The organism is Bacillus sp. FSL M8-0256 (assembly GCF_038005765.1).
In the GTDB taxonomy this organism is placed as follows: domain Bacteria; phylum Bacillota; class Bacilli; order Bacillales; family Bacillaceae; genus Bacillus; species Bacillus safensis.
Window position 1 is genome coordinate 3,038,147 of record NZ_JBBOTU010000001.1, and the last position, 18,033, is coordinate 3,056,179.

General features: G+C 42.3%; 20 protein-coding genes and 1 pseudogene. 5 read left to right on the plus strand and 16 right to left on the minus strand.

What is annotated here, in order from left to right; all coding sequences use genetic code 11:
• Positions 1-5 precede the first annotated feature (5 nt).
• Positions 6-212, minus strand: coding sequence for a hypothetical protein (locus NSQ76_RS15715; protein ID WP_024425965.1), 207 nt, complete (start codon positions 210-212; stop codon positions 6-8).
• Between the two features lie 238 nt (positions 213-450).
• Between NSQ76_RS15715 and NSQ76_RS15720 the strand changes: the two genes are divergently transcribed.
• Positions 451-1,218, plus strand: coding sequence for a MerR family transcriptional regulator (locus NSQ76_RS15720; protein ID WP_172643440.1), 768 nt, complete (start codon positions 451-453; stop codon positions 1,216-1,218).
• 297 nt (positions 1,219-1,515) lie between these two features.
• Here the strand turns inward: NSQ76_RS15720 and NSQ76_RS15725 are convergent, their stop codons facing one another.
• The 3 genes from NSQ76_RS15725 to NSQ76_RS15735 form a co-directional block, all read right to left on the minus strand.
• Positions 1,516-1,878, minus strand: a complete 363-nt coding sequence (locus NSQ76_RS15725) for a HesB/IscA family protein (protein WP_024425967.1) — start codon at positions 1,876-1,878, stop codon at positions 1,516-1,518.
• Between the two features lie 73 nt (positions 1,879-1,951).
• The gene (dapF, locus tag NSQ76_RS15730; RefSeq protein ID WP_024423355.1) at positions 1,952-2,806 is read right to left on the minus strand and encodes a diaminopimelate epimerase; all 855 of its coding nucleotides are present in this window, start codon (positions 2,804-2,806) and stop codon (positions 1,952-1,954) included.
• Between the two features lie 270 nt (positions 2,807-3,076).
• Positions 3,077-3,313 (minus strand): YuzB family protein, encoded by a 237-nt coding sequence (locus tag NSQ76_RS15735; protein WP_008346813.1) that lies wholly within the window; start codon positions 3,311-3,313, stop codon positions 3,077-3,079.
• A gap of 255 nt (positions 3,314-3,568) precedes the next feature.
• Between NSQ76_RS15735 and NSQ76_RS15740 the strand changes: the two genes are divergently transcribed.
• Entirely contained in the window at positions 3,569-4,636 is a 1,068-nt protein-coding gene (locus NSQ76_RS15740) for an NAD(P)/FAD-dependent oxidoreductase (protein ID WP_341054721.1), read from the plus strand.
• 50 nt (positions 4,637-4,686) lie between these two features.
• Here the strand turns inward: NSQ76_RS15740 and NSQ76_RS15745 are convergent, their stop codons facing one another.
• Positions 4,687-4,917: a hypothetical protein gene (locus NSQ76_RS15745; protein ID WP_025094166.1), complete on the minus strand. Its 231-nt coding sequence runs from the start codon at positions 4,915-4,917 to the stop codon at positions 4,687-4,689.
• A 101-nt stretch (positions 4,918-5,018) separates the two neighbouring features.
• On the minus strand, positions 5,019-5,348 hold the full coding sequence (locus tag NSQ76_RS15750; protein WP_024423358.1) for a YuzD family protein: 330 nt from the start codon (positions 5,346-5,348) through the stop codon (positions 5,019-5,021).
• Between the two features lie 121 nt (positions 5,349-5,469).
• Here NSQ76_RS15750 and NSQ76_RS15755 point away from each other — a divergent pair.
• Positions 5,470-5,769, plus strand: a pseudogene (locus tag NSQ76_RS15755) (NifU family protein).
• 216 nt (positions 5,770-5,985) lie between these two features.
• Here NSQ76_RS15755 and NSQ76_RS15760 read toward each other — a convergent pair.
• The 6 genes from NSQ76_RS15760 to yutH all read right to left on the minus strand — a co-directional run bounded on the left by NSQ76_RS15760 (position 5,986) and on the right by yutH (position 13,841).
• Positions 5,986-7,956 (minus strand): alpha/beta hydrolase family protein, encoded by a 1,971-nt coding sequence (locus tag NSQ76_RS15760; RefSeq protein ID WP_341054725.1) that lies wholly within the window; start codon positions 7,954-7,956, stop codon positions 5,986-5,988.
• A 304-nt stretch (positions 7,957-8,260) separates the two neighbouring features.
• On the minus strand, positions 8,261-9,193 hold the full coding sequence (gene thrB, locus NSQ76_RS15765) for a homoserine kinase (protein ID WP_039181185.1): 933 nt from the start codon (positions 9,191-9,193) through the stop codon (positions 8,261-8,263).
• On the minus strand, positions 9,190-10,251 hold the full coding sequence (gene thrC / locus NSQ76_RS15770; RefSeq protein WP_185853814.1) for a threonine synthase: 1,062 nt from the start codon (positions 10,249-10,251) through the stop codon (positions 9,190-9,192). Before thrC ends, thrB begins: the two co-directional genes overlap by 4 nt.
• Positions 10,251-11,552, minus strand: coding sequence for a homoserine dehydrogenase (locus NSQ76_RS15775; protein ID WP_024423362.1), 1,302 nt, complete (start codon positions 11,550-11,552; stop codon positions 10,251-10,253). The genes thrC and NSQ76_RS15775 overlap by 1 nt, the downstream gene beginning before the upstream one ends.
• Before the next feature lie 223 nt (positions 11,553-11,775).
• The gene (locus tag NSQ76_RS15780; protein WP_149126311.1) at positions 11,776-12,744 is read right to left on the minus strand and encodes a 2-hydroxyacid dehydrogenase; all 969 of its coding nucleotides are present in this window, start codon (positions 12,742-12,744) and stop codon (positions 11,776-11,778) included.
• 74 nt (positions 12,745-12,818) lie between these two features.
• Complete coding sequence (gene yutH / locus NSQ76_RS15785) at positions 12,819-13,841, minus strand: spore coat putative kinase YutH (protein ID WP_149126310.1); 1,023 nt, start codon at positions 13,839-13,841, stop codon at positions 12,819-12,821.
• A 132-nt stretch (positions 13,842-13,973) separates the two neighbouring features.
• Here yutH and NSQ76_RS15790 point away from each other — a divergent pair, with 132 nt between their 5' ends.
• The gene (locus tag NSQ76_RS15790; RefSeq protein WP_025094161.1) at positions 13,974-14,474 is read left to right on the plus strand and encodes a phosphatidylglycerophosphatase A family protein; all 501 of its coding nucleotides are present in this window, start codon (positions 13,974-13,976) and stop codon (positions 14,472-14,474) included.
• A 39-nt stretch (positions 14,475-14,513) separates the two neighbouring features.
• On the opposite strand, the gene NSQ76_RS15795 is transcribed toward NSQ76_RS15790, so the two are convergent.
• Genes NSQ76_RS15795 through NSQ76_RS15805 form a run of 3 tightly spaced genes read right to left on the minus strand, consistent with a single transcriptional unit; the run spans position 14,514 to position 16,035 of the window.
• The gene (locus NSQ76_RS15795; protein WP_117590494.1) at positions 14,514-15,287 is read right to left on the minus strand and encodes a TIGR01457 family HAD-type hydrolase; all 774 of its coding nucleotides are present in this window, start codon (positions 15,285-15,287) and stop codon (positions 14,514-14,516) included.
• Between the two features lie 18 nt (positions 15,288-15,305).
• Positions 15,306-15,740: a DUF86 domain-containing protein gene (locus NSQ76_RS15800; RefSeq protein WP_024425977.1), complete on the minus strand. Its 435-nt coding sequence runs from the start codon at positions 15,738-15,740 to the stop codon at positions 15,306-15,308.
• Between the two features lie 19 nt (positions 15,741-15,759).
• Positions 15,760-16,035, minus strand: a complete 276-nt coding sequence (locus tag NSQ76_RS15805) for a YutD family protein (RefSeq protein WP_024423368.1) — start codon at positions 16,033-16,035, stop codon at positions 15,760-15,762.
• Positions 16,036-16,155: 120 nt separating this feature from the next.
• Between NSQ76_RS15805 and NSQ76_RS15810 the strand changes: the two genes are divergently transcribed.
• On the plus strand, positions 16,156-16,791 hold the full coding sequence (locus tag NSQ76_RS15810; RefSeq protein ID WP_280149289.1) for a YhcN/YlaJ family sporulation lipoprotein: 636 nt from the start codon (positions 16,156-16,158) through the stop codon (positions 16,789-16,791).
• A 39-nt stretch (positions 16,792-16,830) separates the two neighbouring features.
• Here the strand turns inward: NSQ76_RS15810 and lipA are convergent, their stop codons facing one another.
• On the minus strand, positions 16,831-17,727 hold the full coding sequence (lipA, locus tag NSQ76_RS15815; protein ID WP_008360456.1) for a lipoyl synthase: 897 nt from the start codon (positions 17,725-17,727) through the stop codon (positions 16,831-16,833).
• Positions 17,728-18,033 lie beyond the last annotated feature (306 nt).

An 18,033-nucleotide genomic window follows, 5' to 3' on the forward strand; every position in this document is an offset into this window, starting at 1 on the left:
TTCGTTTATTTAAAAATCCCAATATAGGCATTTGCCATTCCAAGTACCATTGCAGCAAGCAGCACCACAACAATCCCTGCCACAACCAAAATCACCCGATCCTTCACACGTTCCTTTTTCGGAAGCGGCTTCTCAATCCCGCAAGATGGACACGTTTTGGAACGATAAGGAATCAGTTCATGACAGTTCCTGCAATTGATTTGTTCACTCAAACCTCAGCAACCTCTTTTCTCACTACAGTTTATGTTTGGTTCTCATGATACTCTTTTCGAGTGGAAATAGCCAGTTGTTCGGGCCAGCTGTAACAAAATTGAGCGATTTACGAAAAAAACATAGCTCCTTGAATCCGCTGCGTCAAACAAGATCAACAATGATATAAATTTTTAAAAAGATGATTGACCCTAACGCAACGTCATATTTTATAGTGGATATCAAGAGAGGTGAATTGAAATGAAAGTAAAAGAAGTAGCTGAATTATTTGGTATTAGCATTCGTACACTTCATCATTACGACAAGATTGGTTTATTGACCCCAAGTGAAGTCACGGATAATCGTTATCGGCTCTATTCAGAAGAAAACCTTGAAACATTGCAGCAAATATTATTTTTCAGGGAACTTGGATTTCCATTGAAGGAAATCCAAAAGATGATGCACAATCCTTCATTTAATAAGAAAGAAGCATTTATGCTACAAAGAAAAATGTTAGTAGAGAAACGAAATAATCTCGATAAAATGATCGGAAATATTGATAAGACGCTACAGCATTTAACGGGAGAAACTCAATACACCTATAAAGAAAGGTTTGAGAATATGAATATGAATTTTAGCCAATATGAAGAAGAAGCTCGTCACCGTTGGGGAAATCAAGCTGTTGATGAAGTCAGCTCAAAACTAAATCATTTGTCTAAAGATGAACAAATTGAATTATCTGATAGCTGGGATAGCATATTGAATAAACTAGCCTCTCTTCGCAGCCAATCCCCTAAATCCAAAGAGGTGCAAATCGTCATCAAACAATGGTACGACTTTTTAAACGAAAACTTTCGTTATTACTCTCTTGATGCTTTTTACGGTTTAGGCCAACTCTATATTCAAGATGAACGTTTCACAAAGAATATAGATCGTTATGGTGAGGGCTTGGCATCATTTATGAGCGAAGCGATGAAAGTCTTTACTACTCTTCATAAAAGAGGGAACAGCTTTGAAAATGATGATTGAGAATACAATCGATTAATACGAAATGTTATTCTCAACGAAACACAACAAAGAACATTTTTTCCGACACACCATGATGAAACCTTTTGAAAAGATGTGGAAGATGAACAGAGGAAATACTAAGAAACTGCGAGCTTTTTTCTAATTAAATATCTTTATAAAGAGGACGTGCTGAGTGATTGAAGTCATGTCCTTTTTATGCATCTTCAAAAACAACACAAAAAACCTCCTCAAGAAAATGATTAATATGAGGAGGTCTTCATTATACAAATGGTTTTACAGAATGAATCGTTTTAACCCTTAACACTCTTCCGGCGTACCGGTATTCGTCGCGGTTCTGAACGAAGAACCGCACCCGCATGACGCGATGGCGTTTGGATTGTCAATCGTGAAACCGCCGCCCATGAGTGATTGTTTGAAATCAATGATGGTTCCGTTCATGATATCAAGGCTTTCGGAATCGACAAGGACATTGATGCCGTGCTGCTTGAACTGCGTGTCTTTCTCTGAGACTTCATGGTCAAAGCCCATGCCGTATGAGAGACCGCTGCAGCCGCCGCCTTTTACGCCCACTCGAAGGAACGCATTTTCTTCTTCATGTTCTTTCATCATATCTTTAATCTGCAGTGCAGCAGCTTCTGTAATGGTTACTGGTGTACTCATGATCATCCCTCCTTTTGACTGGATGTTTCTTTTCAATTATAAACGTGATGATGCCTTTTCTCAAATAAATGGTTTAGAGATAAAATGTGCCGTCACAAATCGTTTCAGCAGGTCCTGTCATGAGCACGTGGTCATTGTCTTTCCAACGAATGATGAGGTCTCCGCCTGCTAAATGAACGGTCATGTCTGTTTCTTTTTTTGCCTGACCATTCACAATTGTAGATACAGCCGCAGCACAGGCCCCAGTTCCGCAGGCCTGGGTAATTCCTGAACCTCTTTCCCACACGCGAAAATGAAGTTCTGTTTCACTGACAACTTCAACAAATTCTACATTGACGCCTTCAGGGAACATGTCGTGTTTTTCGATGATCGGCCCAAGTGTATGAAGCGGCGCTTTTTCAATGTCCTCTAAATAAAAAACGATGTGCGGGTTTCCCATCGAAACGGCCGTTCCATTTAATTTCGCAGTGCCAAAATCAAGCAGCTCATTAACCGTTGTGCTAGCCGGTTCACCAAGCATCGGCATTGCTTCTTTTTCAAAACGTGGTTTTCCCATATCTACTGTGACTAGCTGAACGTGACCATCCTGAGCGTGAACGGTCGCTTCAACGAGTCCTGACAATGTCTCAATCTGGAACGTTGTGTCCGTCACAATTTGATGCTCATACACATACTTTGCAACGCAGCGCAGCCCATTACCGCAGTTCTTGCCCTCTGATCCATCATTGTTGAAAATGCGCATCTTCACAGGTGCAACATCTGATGGGCAAATCAGGATCATCCCGTCAGAACCGATTCCTGTATAAACAGAAGAAACGCGGATCGCTATCTCTGATAGCTGCTCTTCTGGAAGCTGTTCCTTCATCTGATTGACGTAAATATAATTATTTCCTAATCCGTGCATTTTCGTGAATTGAAATGATGTCATGAGCTTCCTCCAAAAATGTTGTTTCTTTATAGTATAAAAGGAGTCGATTCAGGAGACAATCTTATCATCCCCCGTTTTTCATACATAGAAGCTCTTTGCTGCCATGGCAAAGGGCTTTTATTATGCATATGCCTCTTTTTCTCTCGTGTGATATTTCATATTGATGATATTTTATTAGCATAACATATTGGATGCGCTTTCTATTAATTCTCCTTAAAAATGGAAGATGAAAATGTGAAAAAAATGCACCTCATGACCCATGTGGTGCATTTAAAACATGTCGTTTTCCTCTATAAAAGCATAAATACGCTCGACTAGCTGCTCTGCATTTTCTCCTGAAACAAATTCTCCATTCACAAGTGCAAATGGGGAGTCCATACATTTGCCGCAATAGCTTAAACAGCCGTATTCCATTACGTCTAGGTTTGGGTCTTTTTCAAGCTTCTCTTTTGCTTCTTGAGACCCTTGTGCAAGATTACTTACACAAAATTCGATCAGTGGAAACACTGTGCTTCACCTCACATTGCCTTACCATCCTACCGAAATTCCTTGTATTAGTCAAAATATGAGCTTCGCCTGTATCGTTACGCCTATTCCTCTTAAAATGTTTTACTATTTAGGACTAACTGATGAATATGTAGGTTATTTTGAAACAATTATTGTGGTTTCACAGTAAATTCGATATAATTTTATTTGGTATTTTAACTTAAAGTTTTTTAGTATAAGTGTTTTTCAATGTCTACGGGGAAAAGGAGAATCGTCATGAAAAATTTAGTCTTGATCGGCGGAGGTTACGGGAATATGCGGGTTCTCCACCGCTTATTGCCAAATCAATTACCTGATGATGTCACTATCACATTAATTGATCGAAATCCTTACCACTGTTTAAAAACAGAATATTATGCACTTGCTGCTGGAACGATCTCTGATCATCACATTCGAGTATCTTTTCCAGAGCATCCGAAGCTGGATATTCAATACGGGGAAGTAGAAAAAATTGATATTGAAAACAAACAGATCTTATTCAGCGACCGTGAACCGATTCCGTATGATGATACGGTGATTGGACTCGGCTGTGAGGACAAGTATCATAATGTCCCTGGTGCGAAAGAACATACATACAGCATTCAAACCATTGATCAGTCAAGACATGCGTATAACAAATTAAACAATTTGAGCGCAGGTGCAACGGTTGGCATCGTCGGTGCTGGACTTAGCGGGGTAGAGCTGGCCAGTGAATTAAGAGAAAGCCGTGCTGATTTAAAAATTATTCTTTTTGACCGCGGAGAGCTGATTCTATCAAGCTTCCCAAAAAGATTAAGTTTGTATGTGCAAAAGTGGTTTGAAGAAAATGACGTAAAGATTATTAACTGTGCCAATATTACAAAGGTTGAAGAAGGTCTTGTTTATAACCATGATGACGCGATTGAAGCTGATGTCATCGTGTGGACAGCAGGAATACAGCCAAGCAAAGTGGTACGAGAGATGGATGTTGAAAAAGACGCACAAGGCCGTGTCGTATTAACTCCTCATCACAATCTCCCAGGGGATGAGCATGTATATGTCGTAGGTGACTGCGCAAGTCTGCCGCATGCCCCAAGTGCACAGCTTGCTGAGGCGCAGGCAGAACAAATTGTCCAATCTCTGCAAAAACGCTGGAAAAATGAGCCGCTTCCTGAGGCTTATCCACAGTTTAAGCTAAAAGGTGTTTTAGGTTCATTAGGGAAAAAAGCCGGATTTGGCTTAGTGGCAGATCGTCCACTTGTTGGCAGGGTGCCAAGACTTCTGAAATCTGGACTGCTTTGGATGTACAAGCATCACAACGGCTAAAATTATGTGAATTTTTTCTCAAAGCTCCTTCGTGACGAGGGAGCTTTTTTCTATGAAACGGCATGTGCCGATGAGTTGGTCCATTTGATCGGAGCAAGGGCAAGAATGCAGTCTTTACGAAAGGTTCTCATCGTTTTCTTCGATAAACAATACGCTTGGATAAACTGATCCGTCTCACGGTGGACAATGATTTTTCTCTTCGTGCACTCTCCATTTTTCTTCATATAAATCATCTCAATCGGTATTTGCTGATGAAGAGATTGTTTCAGTAAATAATTCATGATGCTCACGCTCCTTTCATTTCATTATAAACGAACAAACGTTCTTTTTCAACCTAAAATAGGAACATTTGTTCGTTTATATTTCTCAAAAAAAGAACAGCTTATTCACTGCTCTCCCTGTACCCGTATTTCTCCATTTCTTGATAAATGTCTTTTAATTTTGGATTGCCCTCTCCAACGATTTGATCCTCTACTAAGACAAGCGGATAAAAGAATTCATCATCAAGAATTCGTTCAGACAATTCCTTTTGCTGTTCATTTTCTGGCGGGTGCTCAATATCAATATATGTGATGCGAAAAGGCTGATTCGGATATTTTCGTTTTAATGCTGCATCTAACCATTCAAACGTATCTTTTGAAGAAGGCAGATTCACGCAGCTAGCGCACAAGACATCTCTTCCATATACATAAAGATCGACGGTTTTGTTCATTTGACAAGCCCCCTATTCTTTCTTCATTTTAGCTGAATTTTCTGGATGAAAAAAGTCAAAATCACTTTTTGTTTCAAGATGAGATTGTGCTATAATGAGAAGGAAACTTTGAAACCAATCAATAGATTTTTATCGTCCAGATGAATATAATGGTGATATGTTGTGAAAGGAGCGATTATATCTAATGACTGAAGTCGAAATGAAAGACCAAGTACAGGAAGTACTGGACAAACTTCGTCCATTTCTATTACGTGATGGTGGAGACTGTGAGCTTGTAGACATTGAAGATGGCATTGTGAAATTACGTCTTCTTGGTGCATGCGGCAGCTGCCCAAGTTCAACCATTACATTGAAAGCCGGTATTGAGCGCGCATTATTAGAAGAAGTGCCTGGCGTTGTAGAAGTTGAACAGGTTTTCTAATTCATATATGACATGAAAACGACCCAATCAGGGTCGTTTTTTTCATGATTGACAAAGGCTTTAGCCCTTTGTCTTCTTTTCAGCGTGATATGAAAACCCTTGAAGTCTAGGAAGGACGAGTACTGGCGCGGAGCGAATTTTCTATTCGTGAGCACCAGCACGCTGAACTGACACCGAATGCGAGAGTTTGTCAGCACGCTGAAGGGTCGTTTTTTATTAGGCTAGCTTTTCTCTAAACCATTCCTTTATAAAAGTCAGTCTTTGAATACGCTGCCCCGGGTGGCCGCTTCTGGATAAATCATGAGATGCCTTCGGGAATTTGACCAATCTTGTGTCTTTCCCAAGCTCCTTCAATGCCACAAAAAGCTGCTCTGCTTGATCAACTGGGCAGCGATAATCTTCATCACTGTGCAAGATGAGCAGCGGCGTGTTCATCTGCTTCACATATTTTAGCGGCGAACGATCCCATAGCTTATCGACAGAATCATAAATATCCCCATCAATCTGCCACCTTGTAAAGAAATAACCGATATCACTGATGCCATAAAAGCTAATCCAGTTTGAAATGGAACGCTGTGTGACAGCTGCACGGAAGCGGTCGGTTTGACCAACAATCCAGTTGGTCATAAAACCGCCATAGCTGCCGCCTGTCACGCCAAGCCTTGTTTCATCAAGGAAATCATAGGCTTTAAGCACATGATCAACAGCCTGCATGACATCGTCATAATCAACGTCACCATAGTTTCCTCTCACACGGTCAGTAAACATCTGTCCATACCCATGACTGCCATGCGGGTTGATATACACGATGGCGTAGCCTTCAGAAGCGAGCATTTGAAATTCATGAAAATACGTATGACCATACATCGCATGCGGTCCGCCATGAACCTCTAGAATGAGCGGATATTTCTTTCCCTCTTCCATCTTGGAAGGCTTCATAAACCAGCCATGCACCTCGTCTCCATCTTTTGACTGAAAAGAAAATGGTTCAGGTTCGGATACGATATGCTCCTTTAGAAAATCATGATGCTCGAATGTGATTTGCTTTAGTTCTGTCTCCCCTAATGTCATCTCATACAGCTCACTTGGTGAGACAGGTGAAAGCCGGCTGAGCAGCAGTTTGGATTCATCTGGATGAAGGCTGAAATTGGTGATATGTTCCGCCTCTAGTCGAACAGGATAGGCTAAACCTTCAATAGAGAAATAATAAATCCCTGTACTGCCTTGATCAGAAACAAGCGCATAAAACCCTTGGCTGTCCTTTGTCCACTGCGGAAGCTGATAGACCTCTCCCATCACGCTATCTCCTGCCATACAGTTCCCAACATACATATCGAGCATTTCTGACAGTTGAACCGTCTTTTCTTCCTTCAGATCATACAGCCATATTGATGGGAAGGTGGCATTTTGAAATTCGCGCTCATGTCCAATATACAAAAGACTCTCTCCATTTGGAGAAAAAGATACGGTGGAATAAGCGCCGTTTGCTTGTGTGATCTTTTTTGTCTGACCATCTTCTAATGACAGAAGACACACGTCACTTATGTAAGGTATCTGTGGATTTAATTGAATAAAGGCAAGCCATTTGCCGCAAGGAGAAATCGTATGATTCATATGATGAACCTGCTCGCTCGTGACAGGCTCTATCTCTCCTGAATCGATATCCACCTTCACGATCTGCGTGACACGCCCATCTAAAAAGCCTCTTCCATCTGCTTTATAGGTCAAATCATCATATACCGCTGGAGCAAAGTCATCTTGCTCTTCCTTTTTTTCATCATGAACAGATTCTGATTGTTTCAATGACACAGCCGCATAAAGAAAAGCACCATCTGGAGAAAAGACAGGATGAGATACTCCGTAAGAAATCGTCGTTAAGGTTCGCACGCCGCCTCCTTCGCTCTTCATGAGCGCCAGCTGAGGGACTTCCTTTGGCTTTTGTAAAATAAAAGCAAGCTGCCTGCCGTCTTTTGACCAAACTGGCTGATGATGCTTTCCATCCTCAAATGTCCATTGGGCCAGCTCCTCTGTCTCTTCATCTCGAACCCATAAGTGGATGTTGTAATCGTCTTTTTTCTCATTCACAGTGACTTTTGTAAAGACTGCCTTTTTTCCATCTGGTGAATAAACCGGATGGGAAACAGAAACAATCTTCGTTAAATCTTCTGCCGTCATCAATTTCTTCATGAACGTATCTCCCCCTTTTATGCTTAAAAAATAGTTCGATCCTCTAAATAATAATCCCTGCTTCTTCCCATAAAAACAAGCATAAAAAAAGAACGTGCAGATTCACAGCACGTTCTCAGATTGCTGAAAAAGGGCTAAAATGATCTTTATTTTAGCTCTTTTTCTTCTTTTCAGCGTGATTGAAAACCCTTGAAGTCTAGGAAGAACGAGCACTGGCGCGGAGCGAATTGAACATTCGTGAGCACCAGCGCGCAGGACTGACAAAGAATGCGAGGGTTTGTCTACACGCTGGGAACGTGCAGATTCACAGCACGTTCTTTACTTGATTAACAGGATAATGCTGCACGACAACCCCTTCTACTGGCACCGTCAGCAAATCGACTTCGCAATGCGGGAAGTTTTGGGCAAGCTGCTCTTTCAGCGCTTCTCCCTTCCCTTTTTCCACTAAGGTGAGGATCGTCGGTCCAGCACCGCTCAAAGCCGTTCCATACGCTCCTTTGAGCGAAGCGACATGCTCTACCTTCGACAGCTCTGGCACGAGCATTGTGCGGTAAGGCTGATGAAATAAATCCTTATTCATCATTTCTCCAACAAGCGGCCAGTTTTGCGTCATTAAGGCGGCTACAAGGACGTTGCTCACAGCACTCGCACTGACAGCATGTTTATAGGAGAAATCCTCTGGCAGGACATCACGGGCATCCTTTGTGAGCACTTCATAAAAAGGAATCACCACGACGACATCTACATCCACATGCTGCACTTTAACGGCATGGGTTTTGTCTTCTTCATGAAGACCGATCAGTAAACCACCGAATAAAGAGGCACCCGCATTATCTGGATGACCTTCTACCTCACTTGCATAAAAGAGCTTCTGATCATCTGTCATGTTTAATTCAAGAAGCTGATTGGCAAGTTCAATGGCGGCCACGATGGCAGCAGCACTGCTGCCAAGCCCCCGTGCCAATGGAATATCACTCCACACTTTGACATGAACAGGCGGGAGTGTTTTTCCAAAGTCATCTGCGACCTTTTTGGCTGTTTGATAAATTAGGTTGTCGGTGCCTGATGGAATCCCAGACACGACATCTGTTTCTGCTTCAAACAGCCAGCTATCATGGTCATAGACCGATAGCTTTAAATAGCGGCTGAGTGCCATTCCAACTGAATCAAAGCCTGGTCCTAAATTGGCAGTGCTTCCCGGTACTGTGATTGAAAAAAGCATGGAGGCTTCACTCATACGCGTGCGGCCTTTTCTAAGTGTTCAAGAATTTGATCTTCATCTGCATCGAGTGTGACCGGCTTGATTTGTGAAATATCGATAGCCGTATTTGGATCTTTCAGTCCGTTGCCTGTTAGTACCGCAACAACTTTACTGCCTGGCTTGATTTCTCCAGATTTCACCTGCTTTAACACGCCCGCAATCGACGCACAAGAACCCGGCTCTGCAAACACACCTTCTTCACGTGCAATCAATTGATACGCATGAAGAATTTCCTCATCTGTTACTTCATCAATCTTTCCATTTGATTCATCTGCGGCTGCCACAGCTTGTTTCCAGCTCGCTGGATTTCCGATACGGATAGCCGTTGCCACTGTTTCTGGCTGCTCAATCACTTTATTTCGAACGATTGCCGCTGCACCTTCTGCTTCAAAACCACGCATGACAGGCAGTCCAGTTCCTTTTTTCTCGTGATATTCCTTGAAGCCTTTCCAGTAGGCCGTGATGTTCCCGGCATTACCAACAGGAATCGCCAGTACGTCCGGGGCAGAGCCTAGCTGCTCACAGATTTCAAATGCTGCTGTCTTTTGTCCTTCAATTCGATAAGGATTGACCGAGTTAACAAGAGCAATCGGTGCTTTTTCACAGATGCTGCGGACGATTTTCAGTGCATCATCAAAGTTGCCGTCAATGGCAATGATCTCTGCTCCGTACATGACGGCCTGTGCAAGCTTACCGAAGGCAATTTTCCCGTCTGGAATGATGACAATACATTTCATATCAGCACGGGCTGCATAAGCCGCTGCTGCTGCAGAGGTATTCCCTGTTGAAGCGCACATGATTGTATCATTGCCTTCTTCTTTTGCCTTTGCAACAGCCATGACCATTCCTCGATCCTTGAAAGAGCCTGTTGGATTGACGCCTTCTGTTTTCACATGAAGCTCGATCCCCAGCTTTTCTGAAAGCTTGGCGAGATGGATCAGCGGTGTATTCCCTTCATTTAATGTTAGTTTAGGTGTAGATTCGTTTACTGGTAAGAATTCTTGAAATTCTTCAATGAGTCCATTCCATTTCATCAGCTTAAACCGTTCCCTTCTACTCGGTACGTGCTCTTCACTTGAACCACCACGTCGAGGTCGTTTAATTTTTGCAGGATATTTGAGAAATCTTCTTCTGAAGTCTGATGTGTAATAATCACAATTTCAGCCAGCTCATCATGTCCTTTCACAGGAAGCTGAAGGATCTTTTCAAAACTGATCCCTCTTTCAGAAAAAATAGATGTAATGCGGGAGAATGCCCCGACTTGATCTCTAACATGAATTCTTAAAAATTGCTGAGCAAATATTTCTGATGACGATTTGATCTTCTTCTCAAACTGCGGTGCGATAAATCCGCTTCCGTTCACGCCAAGGCGCATGTTTTTCATCACTGCCACTAAGTCTGATACAACAGCTGTTGCTGTCGGCAGACTTCCTGCTCCAGGTCCGTAAAACATCGTTTCTCCTACAGCACTTCCGTAGACATACACCGCATTAAATTCATTGTTGACGGATGATAATGGATGATGATCAGGAAGTAAAGTTGGCTGAACGCTGACCTCCACTTTCTCTCCATCCCTCTGAGCAATGCCGATCAGCTTCATTGTATAGCCAAACCGCTTACTGAAATTAATATCCTCATCAGAGATATCAGAAATACCTTTCACCTTTACATCCTCTAAATCTACATTCATGGAAAAGCCTAGTCTTGCAAGAATCGCCATTTTCCTTGCTGCATCCAGTCCTTCTACATCAGCTGTCGGGTCTGCTTCTGCAAAGCCTAGATCCTGTGCTTCTTTTAAGACATCCTCATATGCGCTTTTATCGACATTCATTTTCGTTAAAATAAAATTCGTTGTACCGTTCACAATCCCCATCATCTTAGTGATTCGGTCAGAGGCGAGCCCTTCCTCCAGTGTGCGCAGAATCGGAATTCCTCCGGCAACACTTGCTTCATAATAAAGATCACAGCTATTTTCTTTCGCTACATGTAAAAGCTCCGTACCGTAAAGCGCCATTAAATCTTTATTGGCTGTAATGACATGCTTCTTCTCATTTAACGCATCTATTAAATATTGTTTTGTCTCTTCAATGCCGCCCATCACTTCAATGATAACATCGACCTCTGGATCTCTAATCACATCGTATACTTCAGTTGTGAAGACCTCTCTTGCGACATCCACATCTCTTTTTTTATCGGGATTGCTCACAAGCACTTTTTGTATTAATACCGGACAGCCGATTTGGTGCATTAATTTATCCTGATGGTCTTGGATAATTTTTACGACACCGCTTCCCACTGTTCCTAATCCTAATAGCCCAACTCGAATTGCCTTCACCTGAAATTCCACCTTTCTCCGTAAATGTCCTCTCTAAAAAGACATTTGTTAACCTTACACAGACATTCAATGTACACACATTATAAAGGGGTATCCTCATTTTGACAAGGTAATAAAATAAGAGATTGTCAGAATGAAACCGCTTAACAGCTATTTATATCAAGATTCTATATTTTCAAAATATTTTTGTTAGAAAAGCTCCCGAACACCGGGAAGCCTTATATTATAAACGAACCGGCGTTTTGGCTGGCTCGTCTTGTAAGACAAGCGCAATATTTTCAGCACATAAACGCATCATCGTTTTTCTCGTTTCAACACTAGCACTTCCAATATGAGGAAGGACTGTGACGTTAGGTAATGTCGTTAACGGATGAGACGGGCTGACAGGTTCCTGTCTAAATACATCCAGACCAGCGCCGGCAATTTTTCCTGTTGTGACAGCCTCGTATAAAGCATCCTCATTTACAGTCTGTCCTCTTGATACGTTAATGAAATAAGCAGAGTTCTTCATCAGGTCAAATGCTTTTTCATTAAACATGTCTTTCGTTTCCGGGGTTAACGGCGTCAGACAGACGATGAAATCAGACTGCTTGAGCAGTTCCTCAAAAGCCGCATAGGTCACGCCAAGCTGCGCTTCTGCCTCGGGTTTTCTTGAACGATTATGATAAAGGACATTCATATTAAAGCCTTTGGCCCGCTTGGCAAGTGCTGTTCCAATGCTGCCCATTCCGACAATCCCGAGTGTTTTGTGATGAACATCAGCACCGGCAAGAAGAAGCGGCCCCCAGCCTGTCCAGTTTCCATCCTTAATCCAATCACTCGCCTCGACAATGCGTCTAGCTGACGCCATCAGAAGAGCAAAGGCTAAATCCGCCGTCGATTCTGTTAAGACGTCTGGTGTATGACATACGGTGATTCCGTGCTTTTTGGCTGCTTCAAGATCAATATTGTCATAGCCAACAGCAAGGTTTGCAACCACCTTGATATTCGGAGCCTTTGATAAAAGCGGCTCATCTATTTGATCTGACAGCATGGTGAGAAGCGCATCCGCTTTAGCAGCTTGTGTTTCTAACTCTTCTCTTGGACACGGCTCATCCTCGCTTGGCCACATCTCAACATGAGCGACTTCTTTTAATGGTGTAAGTGATGCTTCATCCAGTTTTCTTGTGATATAGACGTAAGGTTTCGTCAAGAAGAACACTCCTTTTATCGATTTCTTTAAGCATAACGAAAAACGCCTCAAGAGAAAAGAGACGTTTCGTCTGTTCACTGAAACTTCAAATCAGCTGCAGGCTGAATCCAGCCAATAGCCGGAATGGGGCTCCCGCCGCTTCGCATGGCACTCATTTCTTGAAAGACCTTCAGAAAGTATTCATAACGATTGGCATCATTTAAGACGTAATCTAACCGCTCTTCATAATATGCTTTTTCATTTTCTCCCGACATGTAGTAGCCTTCCACAATTTCAAAATAATGAAGCGGGAACAGCAGGCGGCTGTATAACAAACGCTTTGAAAAGGAGGAAAGAGGTGTCACCTGTTCATATTGCTGAAGAAAGGAAAAGCCCTCTTCAATTAAATCTTCCTTATGCTGTACAAAGGTCTCTCTTAAGTATTCGGCAATATCACGGGTTGGATGATCAAAGACCCAATCCACAGGTAAACGAAGCGGCTGCTCATGCGGCCATGTCATACGTGAAAAGCGCTGATGACAGACAGTGCCTGAGTCGCCTTCTTTCGGTTCATCATCAAGCTCAGTATCGACTAAATATTGAATGGCATTCTCCGTTAATCCAAGATAATACGGAAACGATTCAATGAATTTTTGTTCAAACCGTTCCAGCGGTTTTTGATGCATTTGCTGCATCCAAAAGCCTTCGAGCTGATCTAATCGTTTTGCCCATAATTCCTTCCAGGCACCGACACGTTTTGTTTCGGATACTTCATATGGAAATCCTCTTCCTCTGACATGGAAGGATGCCAGCTCTGACGCTTGCTGAAACGAGCGGCTTGAGAGCGGAGGCGCTGCTTTTAATAAAGCATACTGCTCCTTCCCATGAGTAAAGGTGGGTTTCTCTTCATTTGTTAATTCAAACACAGCGACGTATGGGTCTCCAGCATTCAGTAAATACTGACTGATATGATACAACTCCGAGAGTTCTTCTTCTCGCAAATGAGACACAGGAACAATGAGGAAGAGAGCCTCCGCCGTTTGAAAGCTCTGATAACTGCCATATGGCGTAAATTGACGAACATCAATACCAAATGTGTGATAAATGGTTTCTTTCATGTTTTCACCTGCATTCCTATGATCAATCTCTTATCATATCGTAGTCGCAGGTTGAGGGATTTATGAATACTATTTACTATCCGAAGCTTTTTACACGTCGTGGACAAATTACGAGGATTGGGTGAGGAATACATGCCGCATCATCATGAGATGAACGAAGTAGAAAAAACAGCAAGACGCCGTTTACAAGAACGAGGCGTAACCATTCAAGATATAGCAGACCTTGTCTACTTTTTACAGGAAAAATATCATCCTGGCTTAGACATGACAGAGTGCATCCACAATGTGGAGCGTGTCATCGCAAAACGTGAAGTCCAAAATGCGATATTAACGGGCGTTGAGCTAGACGTACTCGCCGAACAAAAAAAGCTGACTGAGCCGCTTCAATCAATACTTGAAACGGACGAGAGCCTGTATGGCGTTGATGAAATTTTATCCTTTGCTATCGTCAATATTTATGGTTCGATCGGCTTTACGAATTACGGATATATCGATAAAGAAAAACCAGGAATTCTCGGGAAACTCAACGATAAATCCACGGGCGAATGCCACACCTTTTTAGATGACATTGTCGGCGCTATTGCTGCCGCCGCATCAAGCAGGCTGGCACATAGTGCAAGAAATGCGGAATAAAGAAAAAGAGGACGCGCGCGTAACGCTTGTCCTCTTTTTTTATGATAATCGCTCAATCCACTCGGATAATGAATCAATGACATAGGTTGGCTGCTTTTCGTACTTCTGAAGCAGCTCTTTTGTTGTCACACCTGTATGGACGAGTAATGTGTCCATTCCTGCATTCATTCCTGCCATAATATCCGTATCATAGTTATCCCCCACCATGAGCGTTTCAGACACATCTGTCCCAAGTACACGCATTGCTTGTTCCATAATAATGGATTCCGGCTTTCCGATAAATGTCGGCTGAACCGTTGTCGTCACGGTCAGTACAGATGTTAACGAGCCGTTCCCTGGCAAAAGCCCTCTTTCTGTTGGAATGGCAATATCCCCATTTGTTGAGACAAATTGTGCGCCTTGACGGATGGCAATCGCACCTACTGCTAATTTTTCATATGTAATGCCCCGATCAATTCCAACAACAACGAAATCTGCGTCTTCCTGACCAAACGTCAGCCCTTTTTCTTCAATGGCCTGCTTGATTCCTTCTTCACCGATCACATAAACTGATGCATCTTTCTTTTGCTCAGCAATATAATTGGCCGTCGCCATACTTGTTGTAAAAACTTGTTCTTCTGTTGCTGGGATATCAAATGAAACGAGTTTTTCCGCTACCTGCTTTGGCGTACGTGATGAGTTATTCGTGACAAACAAGTAAGGGATGTCCAACTCATTTAACTTTTGAACAAATTGACCTGCTTCTTCGATCTTTTCTGTTCCTTTATACATTGTCCCGTCTAAATCAATTAAATAGCCTTTGTATTTCATGATGCTCACAACTCCAATGGTTTATTTAAACGCTGATACTGGGCCAAGCTCCTGTTCCAAGTAGGTACGGATGCGGCTTGGAAAGACCTCTAGCGCCTGCTCTACTTCGCTGATCACCTGCAATAAGTCATGATGATTTACTTCCTGATATTGCTGCACAAGTGTTTTGCGGGATGAGACAAGCTTTTTCAGCTGACTCCCTTCTCCTTCTGGTACAACCTTTTCATCAACAAGTATATCCATGATGTCATCATAGCTTCCTGGGTCACGCATAATAAAGCCATCAATCATGTCATTACCGGTATCAAGAATACATTCGACGAGCAAATGAACAATTCGTTCCAGCGCTTTTTTCTCTAGAGGACTTGTCCATGTTTGATGACTCTGCATCAACTCATATTGCTCCTCGAAAAAACGTAATGTCTCTTCAATCTTTTTTCTGTCTACGAAATACATTATGACGCTCCCCTTTGCGTTATTTTCTAATTCGCTTTAAGACAAAATAGGCACAGCCAAAATTACAGTATTCATAAATGTATTCATCGAGTGTGCTGATTTTAGTATCAAATGTGGCCTTTTGGTTTTGGTCATCAAAGAACCCTTTCAGCCTGAGCTGATTATAGCCCCAGTCCCCCACAATATAATCATACTTATTTAAAATATCTGAGTACCTTGCTTTAAACGCTTCTTCATTAAAGCCGTCTTTGATATCTCTTACAAGATCAAAGGTAGCATTCTGAACGACGATCATCTTCTCACCTCTTTTTAAACGATCCATCTTTAATGATAATTCATTGGAAGAACTCCATCAATTGCTAAAGCATGTTTTTTCCGATTTAGCCGAAGCTAAAGGAAAAAGGAGGTCACATTTATGAAGAAACAACTGACTGCCGCGATTCTCCTCAGCATGCTTTTAGGCGGGTGCGGCTTTCAATCAGGTATGAACCGGCAAGTGGATGAAGATTCTTCAAGTAAAACCATCCGTCTGTCGGATCGTCATGAAGGAAATAATTCCAATATGCCAGAAGCAGATACAAACAGAGCAGGATATGTTCGTTATCAGCGCCAGCAAGTAACGGATCAGAAAGAAAGAACCCCTGCTTTAAATCGTGAGCATCTTGCCCACGTGATTACAAGTCTAACGGTGCAGCTGCCAAACATCAAAGATGCAGCCACACTTGTAACAGATGAGGATGCACTCATCGTGTATCGAACAGGAAACAAAAACCGTGATGAATCTGCCGATCAAGTAAAGAAAACGGCAGTTTCTGTTCTCCCTCGTTATTATCATGTATACGTCTCTGATAATCCAGAGCACTTTCAATCCATTGCCAATTTTTCACGTCTTCAAACCAATTCACGTGATTTTGACCAAATTTTAACCAAAACGATTCAGCAAATGAAGTATTCCCCTCAAGGCGGGAACATATCGAATCAAGAAGATGCAAATGGGATGACGAATTCCGACCGTACGATGAGAAGAAACGTCCCTTACGGCCAAAATTAATACGAGAAAAAACGCCAGAGAGCTCTGGCGTTTTCTTTGTTACGCTTGCGCCTGACGCTTTTTAGACGCTTCGTTTACTTGTTCATCTGCATGGTAGGAAGAGCGCACAAGCGGCCCAGCTTCACAGTGGCTAAAGCCTTTTGACATCGCAATTTCCTTCAGCTCTGCAAACTCATCCGGATGGTAGTATTTTTGAACTTTCAAATGCTTTTTCGAAGGCTGTAAGTACTGGCCAATCGCCATAATATCCACGTTATTGGCAAGAAGATCATCCATGACTTCAATGATTTCTTCCTTCGTTTCACCAAGTCCAATCATAATGCTTGATTTTGTTGGAATATCGGGCTGCATTTCTTTTGCACGACGCAAGAATTCTAATGAACGATCATATGTAGCACGCGCACGAACTCTTGGCGTTAATCTGCGAACTGTTTCAATGTTGTGATTTAAAATGTCAGGACGAGTGTCCATTAACGTCTTCAAGTTATCATAATTACCGCCCATGTCTGAAGGGAGAACTTCAATGGTCGTGAATGGGCTTTTTCTTCTAATCGCACGAACGGTTTCAGCGAACACACCTGCGCCGCCATCCTTTTGGTCATCCCTTGCAACCGCTGTTATAACAGCGTGCTTTAAGTTCATTAAGGCTACTGAATCTGCCACGCGTTCTGGCTCTTGCAGGTCAAGCTCAGTTGGAAGTCCAGTTTTCACCGCACAGAAACGGCATGCGCGCGTACAAACAGATCCAAGGATCATAAATGTAGCGGTTCTTCTCACTGCCCAGCATTCATGAATATTCGGACATTTTGCTTCCTCACAAACGGTATGCAGGTTGTTTTCCCGCATCATTTTCTTCAAACCGGTATAGTTTTCATTCGTATTCAGCTTAATTTTAAGCCAGTCCGGTTTTCTTACGTGCTCTTCCTTCTTTGCCAATTCCATCATCTCCATATGAATTCGTTAAAGGTGCATCTACAAAAATCTTCCTGCTATATACGATGGATGCAGCTAAGAAGCTGCAAAAAATTAAATCTTCGGCCTAAAGCCTTTTCTTTAGACACTTTAACATAGTACAGATTGAACAACAAGGGAATGAGCTGCAAAAATACCCAAAAGCCTCCTAAAAAAACAGAAGAAAATTACTAACATTTTCTTCTTATGAAATAGAGTGTTCTAACCACACTAAACGGTAGAAGATGATGCTCGATGAAAGGAGATGGACGTTTGTGAAAGTGGTTTTAG

What these genes read in the sequence shown, in the direction of transcription:
- NSQ76_RS15720 (WP_172643440.1), top strand. Translation starts at nt 451, where the DNA reads ATGAAAGTAAAAGAAGTAGCTGAATTATTTGGTATTAGCATTCGTACA.
- NSQ76_RS15725 (WP_024425967.1), bottom strand. Translation starts at nt 1,878, where the DNA reads ATGAGTACACCAGTAACCATTACAGAAGCTGCTGCACTGCAGATTAAA.
- dapF (WP_024423355.1), bottom strand. Translation starts at nt 2,806, where the DNA reads ATGACATCATTTCAATTCACGAAAATGCACGGATTAGGAAATAATTAT.
- NSQ76_RS15740 (WP_341054721.1), top strand. Translation starts at nt 3,569, where the DNA reads ATGAAAAATTTAGTCTTGATCGGCGGAGGTTACGGGAATATGCGGGTT.
- NSQ76_RS15745 (WP_025094166.1), bottom strand. Translation starts at nt 4,917, where the DNA reads ATGAATTATTTACTGAAACAATCTCTTCATCAGCAAATACCGATTGAG.
- NSQ76_RS15750 (WP_024423358.1), bottom strand. Translation starts at nt 5,348, where the DNA reads ATGAACAAAACCGTCGATCTTTATGTATATGGAAGAGATGTCTTGTGC.
- NSQ76_RS15760 (WP_341054725.1), bottom strand. Translation starts at nt 7,956, where the DNA reads ATGAAGAAATTGATGACGGCAGAAGATTTAACGAAGATTGTTTCTGTT.
- thrB (WP_039181185.1), bottom strand. Translation starts at nt 9,193, where the DNA reads ATGAGTGAAGCCTCCATGCTTTTTTCAATCACAGTACCGGGAAGCACT.
- thrC (WP_185853814.1), bottom strand. Translation starts at nt 10,251, where the DNA reads ATGAAATGGAATGGACTCATTGAAGAATTTCAAGAATTCTTACCAGTA.
- yutH (WP_149126310.1), bottom strand. Translation starts at nt 13,841, where the DNA reads ATGAAAGAAACCATTTATCACACATTTGGTATTGATGTTCGTCAATTT.
- NSQ76_RS15790 (WP_025094161.1), top strand. Translation starts at nt 13,974, where the DNA reads ATGCCGCATCATCATGAGATGAACGAAGTAGAAAAAACAGCAAGACGC.
- NSQ76_RS15800 (WP_024425977.1), bottom strand. Translation starts at nt 15,740, where the DNA reads ATGTATTTCGTAGACAGAAAAAAGATTGAAGAGACATTACGTTTTTTC.
- NSQ76_RS15805 (WP_024423368.1), bottom strand. Translation starts at nt 16,035, where the DNA reads ATGATCGTCGTTCAGAATGCTACCTTTGATCTTGTAAGAGATATCAAA.
- NSQ76_RS15810 (WP_280149289.1), top strand. Translation starts at nt 16,156, where the DNA reads ATGAAGAAACAACTGACTGCCGCGATTCTCCTCAGCATGCTTTTAGGC.